This window comes from Mesorhizobium sp. XAP4 (genome assembly GCF_029269325.1).
Classification (GTDB): Bacteria; Pseudomonadota; Alphaproteobacteria; order Rhizobiales; family Rhizobiaceae; genus Mesorhizobium; species Mesorhizobium ciceri.
In genome coordinates, this window is sequence record NZ_JARIXW010000001.1 from 512,560 (window position 1) to 530,222 (window position 17,663).

Genomic DNA, 17,663 nt, shown 5'->3' on the forward strand with positions numbered 1-17,663 from the left:
CTTCCAAATCGACCGGTCCCGCCGGGAGTCAGGATGCCGGGCCGTATCGGAGCAGTTTGAAGCAATCGCCGTTGCCCGATTTCGTCTGTGCCAGCAAGGGCTTAGATCTGTCGATCCATTCCTGATGTGACGTCGCGTCGGCTTCGATCGCGTCGACCGGCGCAAGACTGACAAAGCTGCGTCCGTGGCTGAGAAGCCAGCACGCACGGCCGAGAAAACGCCTGCTGCGCTGGCGCAAGAGGTCGGCATCGTAGAAGATGTCGAGCACCTCGTGCTTGATCTTGCGCTCGGTTTCAGGATTGGCGATCGCAACCTCGATCGGCTCGCCGCCGATCGCATCCTGCAGGTCCTTGTAGTCGAGGGTGAGTTGGGTGATGGCATATTTGATCTCGCTCTCGTCGCGCACGATGTCGAACCATAGCGTCGGATCGAGCTCGTTGACGACGAACGACGACTCGAAATCGCGCGACAGGTTGAGGATGTCGAAGTCCCGGATGTCGACGTCGCGCTCAACCAGCAGGATTTCGCGGATCTGCTTGCCAAGCTCCGCTCCCTGCGCGCCGATGGCGGCGTTGGTTCCACCAAGTTCGGGACTAACGTAGGCCCCGCCGTCATCCAGCAGCGCGTCGAATTCGCCAAGTGACTCGACGAGGGGAGCGCCGCGAGCGATGCGCGCCGCCAGCTTGGCCAGAACCTGCTGGAGATCCGTTTCGCGTCTGCGCTGGTCCTGGTAATTCTGCTGGAAAAAGAAGATGAACAGCGACACGCCGATGCCGATCAGGATCACGCCCAACTGCGAGAAGATGTTACGGTAGTATTCCAGCAGCTTTTCGCGATGACGCACGTCGTCGCGCACACTGTGGGCGACGCGCAGATTGACGATCAGCGACAGGATGAGCAGCCCAGTACCGACGAGGATGAGGCCGCCGATGAGCAGGTAACCATGGCCTGTGCTGAAGTCCATTCGTTTTCCCTGAAGCCCAGACTGCGCAGAATAGTGCCATTTTGGCTAAATACCTACGGATTTGCAGGCGGTGGATTTGATGGCGGCGACCACCCCAGAAGGTTGACCCGCCTGGCCATCCGGCCGATAGCTCCGCCAGAAACTGCCCCGAGAACCCTGATGACTTCAGACACGAACCTCCACGATGCACGCTCCGCCGATCCTGACACCGCCTGGCAGGCGGACGTCCGCGCCGGCGTGCGCCACGTCCGCGACCTTGACCGCCTCCCGCTGTCGTCAGCCGAGCGCGCAGCCGCCCAGGCCGCGGCGGCGAACCACAAGGTGCGCGCGCCCAAAGCCTATCTCGACCTGATCGACTGGAACGACCCGGCTGATCCGATCCGGGCGCAGGTCATCCCCTCTCCGCAAGAACTGCAGGAGGTGGAAGGCGAACTCGACGATCCGATCGCCGACCATGACTTCAGCCCGGTGCCGCGCTTGACGCATCGCCATGCCGACCGGGTGCTGCTGTTCCCGACCTATCAATGCGCGGTCTATTGCCGGTTCTGCTTCCGCAAGGAATCTCTGACCTCGATCGGCAGGGGCTATACGCGCGAGGCGCTGGAGCCGGCGCTGGCCTATATCGCCAAGCATCCCGAAATCCGCGAGGTGATCCTGACCGGCGGCGATCCGCTGTCGCTGCCCGACAAGGCGCTGGCCGAAATCCGCGCGCGCATCGAAGCGATCGCGCATGTGCGGCTGCTGCGCATCCACACGCGCGTTCCGGTGGCGCTGCCGTCGCGCATCACGCCGGGGCTGGTTGCGGCCCTGCAGGGCCGGCTGATGGTCACCATCGTCACCCATTTCAACCACGCGCGGGAAATCACTCAGGCCACGGAAACCGCCTGCCGCACGCTGCGGCAAGCCGGCTTCGTGTTGCTCAACCAGAGCGTTCTGCTCAAAGGCGTCAACGACAGCGTCGAGGCGCTGGAGGAGCTCTGCCGCGAGCTGATGTATCGCCTCGGCGTCAAACCCTATTACCTGCACCATGGCGACCTCGCGCGCGGCATGGCGCACCGGCGCACGACTATTGCGCAGGGGCAGGCGCTGGCTGAAGCGCTGCGCGCGCGGCTGTCGGGCATCTGCAACCCCGTCTATGTGCTCGACCTGCCGGAAGGCGGCGGCAAGGTGCCGATCGGACCTTGCCATGTCGAGGGACGGGACGGCGAGAACTGGCGGCTGCGCGGGCTCGATGGCGAGGTGAGGGCGTATACGGAGATCGTTGGCGAATAGGACTGCGCGCTAACCCCTGTCTTTCTCGACAAACGCCAGCACCACCACGCGCGGGGCAACGCAGTAGGCGAGCCTGGCCTTGCGGCCTGTCTTCGTCGTCGCACAGCCTGCGTTCAGGTCGACGGTGATGTCCTCATAGCCCAGCACCTCGCGATCGAGCGGATAGACGGCCTTGTAGACGGCTTCCTTGGCGGCAAAGAGGATGCGGCCGGCAAGATGCCGGTCGGCTGCGTCGGTGCGGTCCGCGGGTGTTGTCACGAGCGCCAAAATGTCATCCGGGAGAGGCTGCGCGGGCTCGACGTCGATGCCGAGCGAGGCGATATCGCCAACCGGTGCAACCGCCGCTACCGCCATGTCGTCGTCGTGCGCGAGCGAACCCATTATTCCCTCGGGCCAGACAGGCGCGCCGGACGGCGTGCGCAGGATGGCGGCGTCGCCGACGCCAAGCTCCGCCAGCAGTCCGTGCGCGATCCAGCGGGCCGCGCCGCTGGCGCGCCGCATGCCAGGCTGGCGCGCGGCGATGGAATGCGCTTCCCCAGGCAGCAGATGGGCTTCATCGCCTTCGCGGATCAGGCGGCATCCGATCCGGACACCGCTCGGCGCGATCGCGGCCATAGCCTCCAACAGGGTCGTTTCCTCCGATGAATTCGCAGCGGGCGGCGTCAACGATCGACCATCGGCAGGACGGCGATCATTTCTCCGTCCTCGTCGATGCCTTGTTCCACGAAGCCGGCGCCGCGATAGAGGTGGCGCGCGGCCTCGTTCTCGGGCTCGTAGCAGATCGAAACCTCCCTGATATGGTCGAGATTGCCGATCTCGTCGAGCAAGGCGCGCAATGCGGCCTTGCCATAGCCTTTGCCCTGGTGGGCGCGGTCGATCATGAAGCGGTAGACCAGCGCCTCGTTGTCCGACGCATCGTACATCAGGAAACCGACGACACGGGTCCCGGCCATGATGGCGCGCGGCCGCGCGTCTTCGTCGGTTTCGGCTTCTTCGAGGGACTCCGAATTGCTGGCGACGAAATCCCTCTGCTCCGGAGCCAGTTCCAGGGCCGCGACCAGGGCGCGGTTGGCCCTGGTCACGGCAACGAGACGGATGTCCTCGGTGTTCAAGCCGATGCCTTGGTCGAGGACTCGGTGATCGGCTCGACGAAGCGATGCAGCTTGGCCGGGTTGCCGCGCCAGATCGAGTTGGGCTCCAGCTCTTCGCCCTTCATGACGAAGGAGTCGACATCGACCACCGAGCCTTCGCCCATGACGACGCCGTAGTGGACAAAGGCGGAGGGTCCGAGCGTGCAGCCCTTGCCGATGCGGATGAAGTCGGACTTGAAGGCGCCTTCCTCCAGCGAATGGGCCTGGACGACGCAGCCCTCGTTGAGGGTGGCGTCGTCGCCGATCTCCACCAGCGAGCGTTCGGTCAGATTGCTGCCGCCGTCATAGACACGGCTGCCGATCCTGACGCCCAGCATGCGCAGGATCATCGGCCGGAACGGCGTGCCGGCGAACAGCCGCACGATCGGCGAGTCCGCCAGCTTCCAGTGGCGTTCATGGCGCCAGAACGCGACGTCGTAGATCGTCGTCATCTGCGGCTTCAGCCTGCCGAAACCGAGGCTTGCCCGTTCCACGAAGATGTAGAAGGGAATGGTGATCGCCGAGGTCAGCAGCACGGCGACGAACAGTGCGACTTCAGCCCATTCGGTATAGTAGTTCAGCGCCCGGTCCCAGATCGCCAGCGTGGCGAACAGCATGACCCATTGCGTTGCCACGAACAGCAGGATCGTCACCAGGTTGTGGCGGTTCTTCAACGGGATGCGCCGGCGCCGGTCGTCCTCGTCGATGCCGGCGATGAGTTCCTTGTCGCGGTTCACCATGCGCGGGATTTCAAAGGCAGGCGAACCCAAGAGCCCGACATTCTCGCGCAGCGGCCCGTCGATGGGGATCATCACCTTGGTGCCGAGCAGGACGTTGTCGCCGGTGCGGCCGTCCGGCGGATAGTAGATGTTGTTGCCGAGATAGTTGCGCTCGCCGATCCTCGTCGGCTCGAGCCTGAAGGCGGCGGCGGATTTGTGCATGTTGATCATGAACAGCCCGTCCGACACCATGGTCTCGGTGCCGATCTCGCACAGAAGCGGGTTTTCGTGCTGCTGGTTGGAGCCGAAATTGGAGCCGGTCTGCACCACCTTGTTGAGATTCCAGCCGATCGCTCGCATGTAGTGCACGATGGCCGAGCTGTCGCCGGCCAGCAGGCCGAGCACGCGCGAGTTGCTGGAGAATTCAGCGACGGTCTGCAGCCAGTAGCGGAAGCCGTACAGTGTGTAGGTGCGGCCTGGCTTCAACAGCAGGCTGACCAGGCGCGGCACCAGCGTCGCCGCCAGGAAGGATGCGGCCATGTAGCCGAACAGCGTCACCGTGGTGCCGATCGCGACGACGCCGATGGTTTCCTGGTAGTCGTCGCCGACATTTTCCCAATAGCTGTGGAACAAGAGCGGCAAGGGGGTGACGATGGCAAACAGGCCGATCAGCTGAACCGCTTCGAACAGGAAGCGCCGGATGTTGGACGGATCGACATTGCGCACCTTGCAATAGTCGGCCGTGGTCGGCACGGCCGGCGATCCATGCCAGCGTTCGCCGTCGGGGATGCTTTGGCCGCGGTGCAGCGAGGACGAATGGCCGAGCTGGGCGCCGTCGCCGATCCTGGTGTCGATGTCGAGCGTCGAGCCGACGCCGACAAAGGCATCGCGGCCGATGGTCAGCGGCCCGGTGTGGATATAGCCGGACTGTGCCCGGAAGCCGAGGATCATCGATTCCTTGCGCAGGATGGTGTTGGCGCCGATAGAGATGAGATCGGTGCAGACGGGCACGGATTTCGATTCGATGACGGCGTTCTTGCCGAGCCTGGTGCCGAGAAGCTGCAGGTAGATGCTGTAGAGCGGGCTGCCGCGGAACAGCACGACGGGCGCGGTGCGGATCAACGTCTTGACCACCCAGAAGCGGAAGTAACGCACGCCCCAGATGGGAAACGCCTCCGCCTTCCAGCGGCCGACGAGCGCCCATTTGGCGAGGACGGCAAAGCCCGACATGCCGAAGAACACGGCGGCCGAAAGCGCCACGCACCTGATGTAGAGCAGCAGCGGATCGTCGAGCGCGTCGTACATCCAGTTGAGACCACCATTGATCGCCCACAGGGCGCCATAGCTGTAGAGCCCGTAGAACATCAGCTGTGCGGCGCCGCAGGTCCAATAGGCAAGATTGGAGGCCCGCCGCGTGAGGACGGGTTCGTTGGTGGCCGTCGTCATCTCGTCCACTACGCCCAGATGCAGCGCCAGCCGCGCCACGGTCGGGTGGAGATAGATGTCGCGCATCGACGCCGTCGCCCATTCCTTCCTGGTGCGCACACGGGCGCAGAAATGCGCCATCAGCAGCGAGTTGGCGCCGAGATCGTCGAAGAAATTGTCCTCGACGGACACTTCGTCGAATTTCAGCACCGCGGCCAGCGCGTCGGCCAGGAAACGCTCGTCGTCATTGCTGGGCGCGACCATGGCGCGATCGCCCGACAGCCGTACGCCTGTCGGCTTCGGCAGCTGGCGCAAATCCACCTTGTTGGAGACCGTCATCGGGATCGCCGGCAGTTCCTCCAGATAGGAGGGCACCATGTAGTCCGGCAGCCGCCGCTTCATCGTCCTGGCGAGGTCCGCGCGCGAGATCGCCGTCTGGCCGGCCTTCGCTGCGAAATAGGCGACGAGTTCGACGCGGCCGGGCTCGATCTCCCAGGTGGTGACGGCGGCTTGAGCGATCTCGGGCTGGTCGAGCAGCACCGCCTCGATCTCGCCGAGCTCGATGCGGTAGCCGCGGATCTTCACCTGGGTGTCGATGCGGCCGTTATACTCGATCTCGCTTTGGTCGTTGATGCGGCCAAGGTCGCCGGTGCGGTAGATGCGCTTCGACGGGTTGTTCGGCAGGCCGACGAAATCGGCGATGAATTTCTGTTCGGTCAGGTCGGGCCGGTTGAGATAGCCGACCGCGAGCCCGATGCCGGCAATGCCGATCTCGCCCAGTTCGCCGGGTTCGGCAAGCTGCGGCAGCGAAGCGTCGAGGATGACGATCGAGTAGGTCGGCAGCGGCGCGCCGATGGTGACGGGACTGTCCGGCGTCAGCGCGCCCATGGTGGCGGTGACGGTCGCCTCGGTCGGGCCGTAGGTGTTCAGGATCTGCCGCCCCGGCTTCGACCAGCGCACCACCAGATTGTGCGGACAGGCCTCGCCGCCGACCAGCAGCGTGCGCAGGCTGGGCACATCCGATGTCATCGACGACAGCAGCGTCGGGCTGCAGGCGATGCAGGTGATGTCATGGAGCCGCAGGAAATCGGCGAGTTCCTCGCCCACCAGCGGCATCTGGCCAGGAGCGGGCACCACCGTCGCGCCGGCGACGAACGGCACCCAGATCTCTTCGGAGGAAAAGTCGAAGGCGATGGTCATGCCCTGGTAGACGCGGTCGCCCGGCCGGTAGCCGTAGGAGGCGGCGGCGACGCGGATGAAATTGACGAAACTCTGGTGCTTGATGACGACGCCCTTGGGCTTGCCTGTGGTGCCCGACGTGTAGAGGATGTAGCAGGTGTCGTCCGCTGAAGCGACCTTCGCATGCGGCTGCAGCGGCGCGTCGGACTGTCTGGAGATTTCGGCAGCAGTGCTGTCGATCAGCAGATGCGGGACCGGCAGCTGGCCGGCGCGCGACGCATAGGCGGCGATGGTGACGATCAGGCTGACGCCGGCGTCTTCGATGATGAGCGCCATCCGCTCCTCAGGGAATGCGGTCGCCAGCGGCACGAAGGCAGCGCCCGCCTTCATCACGGCGAGCAGCGCGACATAGGTCTCCGCCGAGCGGTCGAGGATGAGCCCGACGCGGTCGCCCGGCCGCACGCCGCGCTTGACCAGCAGGCGGGCGAACTGGTTGGCACGGCTGTCCAGCTCCCGATAGGTCCAGACACGCCCATCGGAGATCACCGCCGGCAGCGCTGCGAACGTTTCGGCGAGCTGTTCGAAGACGGTGTCGAGCCGCTCGCCGGGCAGGCCTTGGCGGGCAAAGTCGGCGCCCGTCAGGATTTGCCCGCGCCTGGCTGTCGCGGGGGCCGTTCTTACCAGCGCATCGACACCTGCCGGGCCGCTTTCCAGCCCCGATCGTTTCGCGTCCAGTTCGGCGACATCGACACCGTGATCCATTTCCATACTTTCCCGTCCAGGCCGGGCATTGCCCGGCACGGCCATTTTTCCAGTTGTTGTGGGATGCTTATGCCATCCGATCTTTTCGGCAGTTTTTCCGAACTGTTGAATATTGTTTCTGAACTGTGTCTGGGGCGGGGTTTTGAGCCTCCCTTGGCGGCAACGCCGGCGCGCGCGCCAGCGTTTTTCTGGAACCAGCCTTGAGGCCCCGCATTCTATGAGCAGGGACTGAAGGAGCGTGTCGTGAAAGCGGTTTTGGGACTGGTCTGCGGCTTCGTGCTGACCCTTGCGGTCTTCGGCAGCGGACTGGGCTTCGCCGCCTGGCTGCTTGCCGCAAAGCCGCCGCGCCAGGCAACGGCCACCGTCAGCGTGGCGGAGCTGTGGACCAAGAAGGCGCGGCCGGTGAACAAAGCCGGGCAAGGCCTCGAACGCCTGCCGGCCGCCCAGCCGGCGCCGCCCGACATCTCCGCCAAACCGCCGGAAACACCGCCCGACCCGACGGTCACCGGCGCCATCGCGCCCAAGGCAGCCGACCTGCCGCTTCCGCATCTCGCCTGGTGCGCCAGCCGCTATCGCTCCTACCATCCGGACGACAACAGCTATCTTTCCTACAGCGGGCAGCTGCGCCCCTGCATCTCGCCCTATCTCGAAGCCGCCGGTCAGGCCGGCCAGCCGGCCGCCGGCGATGGCGTGGAAAACGGCGCTGGCCTTGGCGTCTACCTTGCCGAAGATGACGGCGAAGCGCTTTCGGCCGACCATGTCGATTCCTGCTTCAGCCGCTACCGCTCCTACCGCCCGGAAGACAACTCCTACCAGCCCTATTCCGGCGGCCCGAGACGGCAATGCCAGTAGCCCCCGCGCACCGCCGGCATGGCGATCCGATCGCGCGGATTTTCCGGAGCGTCCGCATTGGCGCGACGTTCAACCCTGACCCGAAGGAGGACTGACCATGAGCGACGACCGGGACGACAGAATTCGTGAGCGCGCCTACCAGATCTGGGAACGGGAAGGCCGCATGCAGGGCGACCCCGAGCGGCACTGGCACCAGGCCGAGGCCGAGATCGACCGCGAGGGAGCCCTGCCGCTGACGGCGGGCGACGCGCTGCCTGAAACCGGCGAGATCGCCAGCTCCGACGTGCTGGAGGTCGAGGCGCTGGCGGTGCGCACCGGCATCTCCGGCGACGAGGCACAGGAACTGCTCGACCGCCTGGGCAACGACCGCGCCGCGGTCGAGCAAGCCGCGCGCAGCCTCAAGGCCAAAGGGCGGCGAAACCCCGATGAGGGACTGGCGAAATAGTCGGAGGACGAAAAATGCCGGCTAGGCTGCGACGGCTGATCGGCACGAAAAGCCCGCGCCTCTGGCGGAGGACGCGGGCCGATCGGAGGGCCGATCTTCGGCAGGCGATGGAGGGCACCACCTGCCGCATCCACTAACAATTAGCTTTGGCTAATGTTCCGTCAAGTTGGATCTGAATTTACTGCGTTGGAATGTCCCCTCCGCCGCAATTGCGCCGCTGGCCTTGGTGGCCGCCGGCAGGCAGCTTGCGTCGATGGATAGGAATTTTTTCTTGACGGGTTTGGGCAGCTATGCTACATTTTTGCCTATGGTGCTGATTTGCGCCAGTGACCCGCCGCCCAGGCGGGTTTTTGCGTTTTGGCCGGCGCTCGCCGAATTTCGACGTTGCGAGAAAGCGCCGACGCCAAAGCTGCCAATCTCCCCACTTGTGGGGGAGATGGCCGGCAGGCCAGAGGGGGGGCGCCGTAGAGTGCCCCCTTCGAACGGGTGGATCATTTGGATCGGAACGGCGTTGATCCCTGACACAACCGGGGAATGAGCATGGCGACAAGGCGCAGGCGCTGGTCGGCAGGCCGGGCCGCCCGGCAAGCGGAAACCTTGATCAGGGCCAATCCTAGCCAGGGAGAGCGAGATGATCCGAAAACTCAAGGACGGCAAATACCGGCTGTATTCGCGCAAGAAGGACGACAAGACCGGCAAGCGGCGCAATCTCGGAACGTTCGATACGCGCGAGGCGGCGGAGAAGCACGAGAAGGAGGTGCAGTATTTCAAGCGGCATTGAGAGGGGGCCTCTGGCTGTCGCGATGGTGACTCACCAAACGCCAATGCGGCCGGCGCTGAATACAGCCGTCACCCGCAAGATGTCTACGCCACGCGTGGTTGAGCTGGCCTGACCATTGTGGCGAGGACGATGCCGGCGACGATGAAGGCCGCACCGACCAGGTCGTAATCGTGCAAGCCCTCGCCGAGCAGCAGATAGGCGAGCACGGCCACGAACACCGTCTGCAGGTAGAGCAGCATGCTTGCCCGGCTCGCACCCAGCGTTTGCACGCTTTTGTTGTAGAGGTAGTACATCAGGGCGCCGCCGGGGCCTGCCAGATAGGCGAGCGCGAGAAGGCTGTGGACGTTCATGGCGGAGCGTTCGTCGTTGAACAATTCCCACAAATGGAAAGGCAAGGCGACCAGCGCACCGGCGCCGAGCAGCAGCACGACCATCGGCAGGAGTTCGATGCCGAATTTGGCACGGCGCAGAAGCACGGTGTAGAGGCCCCAGCAGAACGCGCTGCCGACGATCCACAGCTCGCCGGCGTTGACCTTGAGTTGCAGCAGCGCCGTCAGGTTGCCGTGAGCAACGATGAAAATCATCCCGGCAAGCGCAACCAGCGCGCCAAGCGACTTCCACAGGCCGAGCGGCTCGCCAAGCACGAAACGGGCAAGCACCATCGTCATGACAGGCGACAGCGCCATGATGATACCGGCCGTGGTGGCGTCGGTGTGGTTGAGGCCGTGGTAGATCATACCCTGGCACAGCGTCAGGCCGATCGCCCCCACGGCGATGACCTCCAGGGCGCGCGTTCGCAAAAGCCCGATCATCGCGTCGTGATGACGGTGCACGATCGGCAGCAGGATGGCGCAGGCAAGCGTCAGCCGCCAGAAGCAGAGGCCCCAGGGCGGCATTTCAGGCGCCACCCATTTGGCCGCGATATAGACACCAGCCGAAAGCAGCCAGCACAGGACGGCGGCCGGATAGCCGGCCAGGGAGGATATGGGGCGCACGGGTTGCGCGGCTTGATGCGCTATCGGCATTGCCTGCATGTCATGCCCCTTCGATGACCTCGGCCAGACGGGGCAACATAGCCTGTGTCGCTGGGGCGTGCATCCGTTTTGAAAGGGTGGGAAGGGATCTGGGTTAGGCCGATCGCGAAAACGATGTCAGTCCGCCTTGTCGCCGGAAGGCATCGCGGAAACGTCCATCCACATCGCGCCCACGGCATGGCCATCGGGATCAGCGAGGTCGCGTGTATACATGAACCCGTGATCTTCGATTGGATTGATGTCGGCGGTGCCGCCGTTCGCGGCAGCAGCAGTGGCCATCACATCGACCGCCTCGCGGCTGTCCAGGGACAGCGCCAGCATGACCTCGCTGGACGTCGATGGCGGGATGGGGCGCGTGGTCATGGTCTGCCATTTTTCACGGCTGAGCAGCATGAAATTGATGTTTTCACTCCACACCATTCCTGCAGCGGTCTCACCGGTAAATTTGGGATTGTTCTTGAACCCGAGAGATTCATAGAACGCCCTGGATGCCTTCACGTCGGTCACCGGCAGGCTCACGAAAATCTTCTTGCTCATCGATCATTCCTTTGGTTGTCGAGATGCCAGCGAGTGGCGCCAGCTTTAAGACGGTTGACCGCCCGCAGATCCGACACCGCATCTCAACTTTTTAAATCGGCAGGGCAGTGGCACGTATGCCGAGGCACGCGCTCACTTTGCCATCGGGTGTCGGCTTTTCGCGAGCGCCACTGGCATCAGGCCGCGATGAGATCGATAGGAAGCCGCTCTGCCGCTGACGGAAACCGGCGAGATCGCTAGTTCCGACGTGCTGGAGGTCGAGGCGCTAGCAATGCGCACCGGCATATCGGGCGACGAGGCGCAGGGGCTGATCGACAGGCTGGTTGGCGCCGCACTCAAAATTGGAACGCTCAATCTACATAAAATTGCGAAAGTCGAACTCGGCATCTACCAGATTGGGGTTTTGCTGAATGATCTTCGCGAAGCGTTGGGAGTATTCGAGGGTAACCGGCAGCTTTTTGTACAGTGTGTTGTTGTTCCAATCCATCTTCGTTAACCCGATAATGCCGGCGCAGGTTTCGAACCATCCCCCGCTGCCGCTGAAGCGCCTGACGATTAGCGGTGAAGGCACGGGCTTCAGCGTCGCCTCCTTGTACACGTCGCGTGTCGGGCCACTCATGTGGACGCCCTGTACACTGCCCTGCGTCCAGAGAAAGGTCTCGTCAGGCGAAATGGGTAGATAGGTCCCCCGCGTGACGGGATATCCGTCAGGACCAGCCGCCGCAGCGGTCCCGTACCGTGTGCCGAACCAGCTCGTGCTTTTCACGATCTGGACGAGTTCGACTTCCGTCTGCGCATTGAACGCGTCAATCGCACCAAGCGCCTCGTCTTCTCGGAATGGTGTGTTCTTGTGGATAGTGACCTTCTTTGGCGCGCGGCCGGAATGGCCGCGCTGGTAGATTTCCAAGCTCCGCGACATCACACTCAGCATCTCATTGTATGAAAGATAAGGATTGTCACGCCGGTCCTTGGTGTAATCGCGGGTGTCGTAGGCAACGAATTGGAAGCCGGTGCCATCAGGGTCAAACACTTGGCTACAGCAGGTGGTGTACTCCATCCCGGTTGGGCTGGTCTTCATGGCGTAACTAATACCGATGAAGGCCGACTCCCGATCTAGCCCGGCGAGCTTCCACGGAATGCCATTTGCCTTCGAGTAGAGCGCCAAACTCAGGCCCCACATGACATTCGCTCGGCAGCGTCGAGTTAGCGCACCGTCCAGTACGATCTGGATTGGGATGCCGACCGGAGCGCAGTAGGCTTTGAGATAGTCGTGCAAGTGAAAACCTTGGCCCTCAAAACAGGCGGACCAGGCTTTCGGTAGATAGAGCAGGAGCACATCAAACTGCTGCTTAAGTTGTCCCACTTTGCCTATGGCGTCGAACAGGTGCCGTGCCAATTGTGCCCTGTCGTTGGCGCGCGCGTAGCCGTCGAGATCGTCGGGCAATGCGATCTTCAACGCGTCCGCGGGTTTTACGAGCGGACAACGGAAGAGTTGATCGAAGCCTGGGTAGTCCGGATAGTAATTTGTCGCCTCGACCGGCTTCAGCGTTTGATCAAGCTCGGCCGCTAGGCGATCTAGTCGCGGAAGATCGCTGCGCGGCGCTAAGAACGCGATCCGCACGCGGCTCGGCACACCCAAGGTAAGGCTGTAAGGCCCGTTTACGATGAGGCCGCGCAACGGATGCAAGTCGGTTTGACCGCCGGAGAAGACAAGCCTCGGTTCAGGCACTGCCTGATAGGCACTCATCTCGGGGCTCACAAGCCAAGTCTCCGGCTAAACGCGGTACGGTCGTTCAGAATGAAGGTCGGATTCCCGGGCTCGGCAGAGCCATCGAACGCTGTGACAGTATGATCAGCGCCCCGACCACCATTTGGCAGAAGTATTGCAATCCAGGCTGATAAAAGTTTGTCGGCTTTGGGGTTGAAGCGCCCCCCGCAGCGGCGGCCCAGAAAATCGGTCGCGTCACGGCGAGCCCACTTCGGCCAAACCCAAACGTCAGGCCTTAGCACCAGCCAATTCCGACCTTCGATTTGTTGGAGATCAAGGTGAACGCACTCCGCCCAATAGACTTGCTCTGACGTTGCATGCTCTGGCGTTGGTGATGTCATCAACCCGGTCACTTGACCATGCAATGGCCCACCAATTGCCGCGCGCAGCCCATCGAATATCGAGTTCTTTGAAGTATGTCGGTCAACGATCAGTGTCGAGCCTGATCGGTCGCTACGCAAAATCAAAGGCAGCCCACGCCGCAAGCCACTACCAATTCCCTGCTCGAAAAAGCTCTTGAGGTAGAGATTTGACGCTAGATCATGAACGCGCTCACCGAGCGCGCTTGGGACGACTTCGGTCAATTCCTCACCAAAGGCGCTGCGAATTACGGCCTCATGTCCCCAAGCCCAGATCGTGCTCTCCTTGGTACAGATCATCGCGCCCTTAGCGCGGCCTTCTGCCTCACGGAGATCAGCCCATTCCAGATCTTTACGGAAGCGAAGCTCATAGCAGTCATCTGGCAATTCGCCGACTGGAAGTCCATTCAACCGGAGTATAGGAGAGGCTTTGCCCATGGGCGGAAGCGGGAGGCTTACGGCTGTCATCTCCGCTTTGCTCACAGCCGCGATCAGCTCTGGTGAACGGCTGGGCAGTTGCCTCCAAACGCGCGACATGAGGGAGTCGAAGGTCTCGATTTCCACGACCTCCGCCTTGACCCCACGAGCCTTTGCCTTGGCGATCAGATCCACAACTGCCTTGAAGGGCTGGCGGCCTTTCATAGTCGTCCAGAAGAGACCGTGCGGAAACGGATTAGGTCCTTTCAAAGCTCCTTCGAGAAGCGCCATCGCGCTCTCGTCGCGACCACTGTAACCTACCACCACTAGACCAAATCGGTTGCCGGCGCTGACGAGGCATTTGCCGAGTTCCATGTCCTGAGAGAGGAGGTCGGCCGAGAGGTTCTTGATGCTCTGGTAGCGGAAGTCGCCGTGCATCTTCACGTAGATCGGAAACTCATCATCGTTCAATGCCGCGTTCGCAGCGTACGAACCCTCTAGGTGGAAGGGGGCGATGTCCTTTCCAGAGACCGCAGCGAACGCCTTTTCTACGACAGTATCGAAATTGGTCGTGAATACCGCTTTCGCTTGTCCGCTGGCCATCATGGCGGCTAAGGCGCGGTGCCCGACGGACAATGAAATCTTGTGATCCGCCAGGATCGCCCGGAGATACCTGCTTTGTCGGTCATAGTCATCGCCGAATATCAATTCAAAGCATGCCGAGTATTCCCTCGGATTGCCTGGAGGCAGAAATCCTTGCGCCCCCATATACGCGCTAACCTTCTCCTGAACGGCCGCGTTCTGAATGTCGTTGGGCGATATCTGCTGGTTTTCTTGCAGATTGTAATGCCGACGTTTCAGGTCCCACATGACGTCCCAAGCAGTCGGAAGGCCAGCGCTCTGCGATGCTCCTGCGCCGAGCAACCACGAAAACTGAGATGCAGCCTCGGATAACCGCTGTACGAGCTGAATTTGGTCCATTCATTATTCCGTGTTGCAATGGGCCTGAATTCGTGCCCGCACTGCCCAGATTTGCGACCTTTTGGTACTCTTGGATCAAACCCACGTGCGGAGTACATCGACGTGAATTGCGAGCTGCCGACCTTCGTTCGGACCGCCTTTGTGTACGATGCCGACGACCGCGCCATGCACGTCAAGGATGGGGCCGCCGGACATGCCTTGGGTAAGCTCCTGCGTAACCTCAATCATCTGAACCGCGCTTTTTATCGGGAGCGACGTTATGGGACCGGTTCGGACGTTAATTTTGTCCCCAGGACCGAAGCCAGGATACCCATAGGCCGTTACGATGTCGCCGACCACAACCGCCCGGGAGGCGGCCTCCAATTCATAGTATTCAGTCTCGTGGATGGCATGGCCGAGGATCGCGAGATCGCGATGTTCGCATCGCTTGAGTACGGTTACTTTGGCTAGGTTAGCAGGCTTTGTAGGGTGGTAGACTGTGAAGTCGCTGACACCTTCCACGCAGTGCGCTGCCGTTACTAGACCAATTTCCTTGAGAAAAAAGGCGGTGCCCTGTTCGCCGCCGTTGGCCGAATGCTCGATAATCCAGACCGATCGGTCACGACGCTCCTCAGGCGTGGGCGCCAGCTTTATCGATTGCTGCTCGAAGCTCTTATTGTAGCGACGCGCCAGCGCACGGACGACCGGATCGGTCTGACCCTTCAAATGGGCGATATAGGAGATCTTGCCGCGTAAGTGGATAGCGATACTGCCCTTGCCTCCGGCTGACGAATATTTCGTCTGGGCGTCGATCATCCCCAGTGTCTCTACCGAATGAAGCAATGCACGAATGTGGCGAACATAGCGCCGATCAACATTGAGACCGGCGTTGATTTTGACGCCAGTGACAACGCGCCGCGAGTTCCGATCGGCATAGTGACACTTATCGGGATTGATCGTGAAGCCGTTCGATTGGAAATGTTGACGAAGTTGAGGTGCTAGCACCTCGGGTGAGAAGCGACCTGCGGCGGGAATGGTACCCTCGAAAATTGGCGCCGGCGGCTGGTAGCTAGAAAAGGTGATGTCGTCGGCGTAACGCGTATAAATGGCACGCACGTCCTTAGCGAACCGTAAGAGTTCGGTGTCGAGGCGGTAGCAGATCATGTTGGAGAGGACAGGACTGGTAGGTGCTCCCTGGGGCAGATGACTGTTGAAGCAACATAAGCGCGAAATGATTTCGGCTACCCGCTTATTGACACCGAGAGACGTCAGCAAACCGCAGACTCGGTTTTCAGTGATTGTTGGGAAGAAATCTTTAAGATCCAAGTTGACGATGAAGCGACGACGGCCATGCGCTTCGGCATTTGTCTTCACCGATCGCTCTGGCACGAAACCATGAACCGGATTACGAACGCGGTAGAGCTGGTCGAGGAGCAACGCAAGCTTGCTTTGCAAGATTTTCAGGCGTTTATCCGGTGCAGTTATAAGGCGCACCTTTCCACTGCCCTTGGCGATCGGGAATTGATGATACATCCGTCCACGATACCACCAGATTTTCTTGAGCTCCTTCGGGCTTAGCCCGAGATGAGAGAGCAATGTGGCCTCGTCGGCGAGTTCCTGCGGAATTTCGATCGGGATGAGCTTGCCGAAAGCCCTTGCAACCGATGACACGAGGTCTCCCTTCCAATCACGCCAATTGCGCAGTGTCGAGCGGCGGGCTCGATGTGTGCAGACATTCACTCTTAGGCCGCAGTTGCACAGCCCGTATGCGAAGGGAGACCCCGTTACCTTTGACTATCAGGAACAGCCACAATGTTCTAGCAACGTTTTCGGTACATCTTTGATTTGTCTAGGGCTGTCTCGGGTTGCTTAGTGGGCCTGTTTGTATGAATCTGCGCTAGTTCGGCACCAAACCACAGTCCCCCAATGTTGACCCAGCGGCACTGATGCCTTGCGGACAAAGCAAGAGCAGAATTGGCGCGGGGTGCCAAACGGATCTTCATAGGTTCAGCAAAGGGCGATTCCGAATTCATACAGCCGAAAGTAGTCGGTCGGCTCACGGTCATATCAAATCGTACAATGTCGTCGGTTGGAGTTCGCGACAGGCGTCTGGCCGACCCTTCAATTTCTCGCGGGCTGCCGAGCGCCGCCCCACCCCATTAACCATTCGTTAACCATTCCCTCGCTAGCGTTTACCTCTCAGTAAGGATTCGCCAGCCGTGACCTTTGCCGCCCCCATCGAGGCCAAATCCATCCGCTTTCGTGCCCGCTCTTTCGTCGCTTTCACGCTGACGCCGGAGGCGCCTTTGGACGTGTGGCTGGAGGGGCTCGACCACTGGATCGGCAATTCGCCGGGCTATTTTGCCGGCCGTCCGGTGGTGCTTGATCTCAACACCTTGAAGCCCGATGTCGCCGCGATCGAATCGCTGGTCGGCGTGCTTGGCCATCGCGGCATCCGTATCTACGCCATCGAGCTCGACGGCCACACCGCACTCGAGCCCAACCTGCCGCCGGTGCTGGTCGGCGCCAAGGAGGCGACGACGGATGGGCTGCTGCCCCGCAAGGCGCGGGAAGATGTTTCCGGAGAGGGCAAGGCCGAGGGCAGGGCGCCTGAGGCCGGCGCGGCCAAGGCCGGCGACGGCAAGGTTGACGCAAGCAAGGCGGGCGATAGCGAGCCGCAGGTCGAAGCTTCGGGCACGCTGATGATCAAGGCGCCGATCCGCTCGGGCCAGGCGATCGTGCATCCGCATGGCGATGTCATCGTGCTCGGTTCGGTCGCCTCCGGTTCGGAGATCATCGCGGCGGGCTCGATCCATGTCTATGGCACGCTGCGCGGGCGCGCTTCGGCGGGTGCGCTCGGCAACAGGGGCGCGCGCATCTTCTGCCGCAAGAACGAGGCGGAGCTGCTGGCGGTCGACGGCTGGTATGTCACCGCCGAGGAGATGGAAGGGGTTTCGCGCGGCAAGCCGGTGCAGGCGTTTCTCGACGGCGACGCCTTGCGGGTTTCGACGCTGAGCTGACATTCGTTTCGATATTGGGGCGGCCGATGGTCGCCCGAC

At 62.0% G+C, this 17,663-nt stretch carries 14 protein-coding genes; 5 read left to right on the forward strand and 9 right to left on the reverse strand.

Going from position 1 to position 17,663, the window contains the following annotated elements:
* Positions 1 to 28: 28 nt before the first annotated feature.
* A complete protein-coding gene (locus P3C39_RS02670) occupies positions 29 to 964 on the reverse strand; it encodes a hypothetical protein (RefSeq protein WP_275952601.1) in 936 nt (311 codons plus the stop codon).
* Between the two features lie 159 nt (positions 965 to 1,123).
* Between P3C39_RS02670 and P3C39_RS02675 the strand changes: the two genes are divergently transcribed.
* Positions 1,124 to 2,236, forward strand: coding sequence for a KamA family radical SAM protein (locus P3C39_RS02675; protein ID WP_275952602.1), 1,113 nt, complete (start codon positions 1,124 to 1,126; stop codon positions 2,234 to 2,236).
* 9 nt (positions 2,237 to 2,245) lie between these two features.
* On the opposite strand, the gene P3C39_RS02680 is transcribed toward P3C39_RS02675, so the two are convergent.
* From P3C39_RS02680 to P3C39_RS02690, 3 genes are read right to left on the reverse strand one after another with little or no spacing between them, the layout of a single operon-like run.
* Entirely contained in the window at positions 2,246 to 2,851 is a 606-nt protein-coding gene (locus tag P3C39_RS02680) for a 4'-phosphopantetheinyl transferase superfamily protein (protein ID WP_275952603.1), read from the reverse strand.
* A 47-nt stretch (positions 2,852 to 2,898) separates the two neighbouring features.
* Complete coding sequence (locus P3C39_RS02685; protein WP_198032076.1) at positions 2,899 to 3,348, reverse strand: GNAT family N-acetyltransferase; 450 nt, start codon at positions 3,346 to 3,348, stop codon at positions 2,899 to 2,901.
* On the reverse strand, positions 3,345 to 7,457 hold the full coding sequence (locus P3C39_RS02690; RefSeq protein ID WP_275952604.1) for a Pls/PosA family non-ribosomal peptide synthetase: 4,113 nt from the start codon (positions 7,455 to 7,457) through the stop codon (positions 3,345 to 3,347). Before P3C39_RS02690 ends, P3C39_RS02685 begins: the two co-directional genes overlap by 4 nt.
* 237 nt (positions 7,458 to 7,694) lie before the next feature.
* Between P3C39_RS02690 and P3C39_RS02695 the strand changes: the two genes are divergently transcribed.
* The 3 genes from P3C39_RS02695 to P3C39_RS02705 all read left to right on the forward strand — a co-directional run bounded on the left by P3C39_RS02695 (position 7,695) and on the right by P3C39_RS02705 (position 9,529).
* Positions 7,695 to 8,303, forward strand: coding sequence for a BA14K family protein (locus tag P3C39_RS02695; protein ID WP_275952605.1), 609 nt, complete (start codon positions 7,695 to 7,697; stop codon positions 8,301 to 8,303).
* A gap of 97 nt (positions 8,304 to 8,400) precedes the next feature.
* Positions 8,401 to 8,748, forward strand: coding sequence for a DUF2934 domain-containing protein (locus P3C39_RS02700; RefSeq protein ID WP_027160800.1), 348 nt, complete (start codon positions 8,401 to 8,403; stop codon positions 8,746 to 8,748).
* A 631-nt stretch (positions 8,749 to 9,379) separates the two neighbouring features.
* The gene (locus tag P3C39_RS02705) at positions 9,380 to 9,529 is read left to right on the forward strand and encodes a hypothetical protein (protein WP_086081318.1); all 150 of its coding nucleotides are present in this window, start codon (positions 9,380 to 9,382) and stop codon (positions 9,527 to 9,529) included.
* An 83-nt stretch (positions 9,530 to 9,612) separates the two neighbouring features.
* Here the strand turns inward: P3C39_RS02705 and P3C39_RS02710 are convergent, their stop codons facing one another.
* The 5 genes from P3C39_RS02710 to P3C39_RS02730 form a co-directional block, all read right to left on the reverse strand.
* Entirely contained in the window at positions 9,613 to 10,563 is a 951-nt protein-coding gene (locus P3C39_RS02710; RefSeq protein ID WP_275952606.1) for an EamA family transporter, read from the reverse strand.
* 117 nt (positions 10,564 to 10,680) lie between these two features.
* On the reverse strand, positions 10,681 to 11,100 hold the full coding sequence (locus tag P3C39_RS02715) for a VOC family protein (RefSeq protein ID WP_275952607.1): 420 nt from the start codon (positions 11,098 to 11,100) through the stop codon (positions 10,681 to 10,683).
* Between the two features lie 355 nt (positions 11,101 to 11,455).
* Complete coding sequence (locus tag P3C39_RS02720) at positions 11,456 to 12,847, reverse strand: nuclease PIN (protein ID WP_275952608.1); 1,392 nt, start codon at positions 12,845 to 12,847, stop codon at positions 11,456 to 11,458.
* Between the two features lie 8 nt (positions 12,848 to 12,855).
* On the reverse strand, positions 12,856 to 14,625 hold the full coding sequence (locus tag P3C39_RS02725; RefSeq protein ID WP_275952609.1) for an SIR2 family protein: 1,770 nt from the start codon (positions 14,623 to 14,625) through the stop codon (positions 12,856 to 12,858).
* A 75-nt stretch (positions 14,626 to 14,700) separates the two neighbouring features.
* Positions 14,701 to 16,275 carry a reverse transcriptase domain-containing protein gene (locus tag P3C39_RS02730; RefSeq protein WP_275952610.1) on the reverse strand — a complete coding sequence of 525 codons (1,575 nt, stop codon included), beginning with the start codon at positions 16,273 to 16,275 and terminating at the stop codon, positions 14,701 to 14,703.
* 548 nt (positions 16,276 to 16,823) lie between these two features.
* On the opposite strand from P3C39_RS02730, the gene minC reads away from it, so the two are divergent.
* Positions 16,824 to 17,624 carry a septum site-determining protein MinC gene (gene minC / locus P3C39_RS02735; RefSeq protein ID WP_275952611.1) on the forward strand — a complete coding sequence of 267 codons (801 nt, stop codon included), beginning with the start codon at positions 16,824 to 16,826 and terminating at the stop codon, positions 17,622 to 17,624.
* Positions 17,625 to 17,663 lie beyond the last annotated feature (39 nt).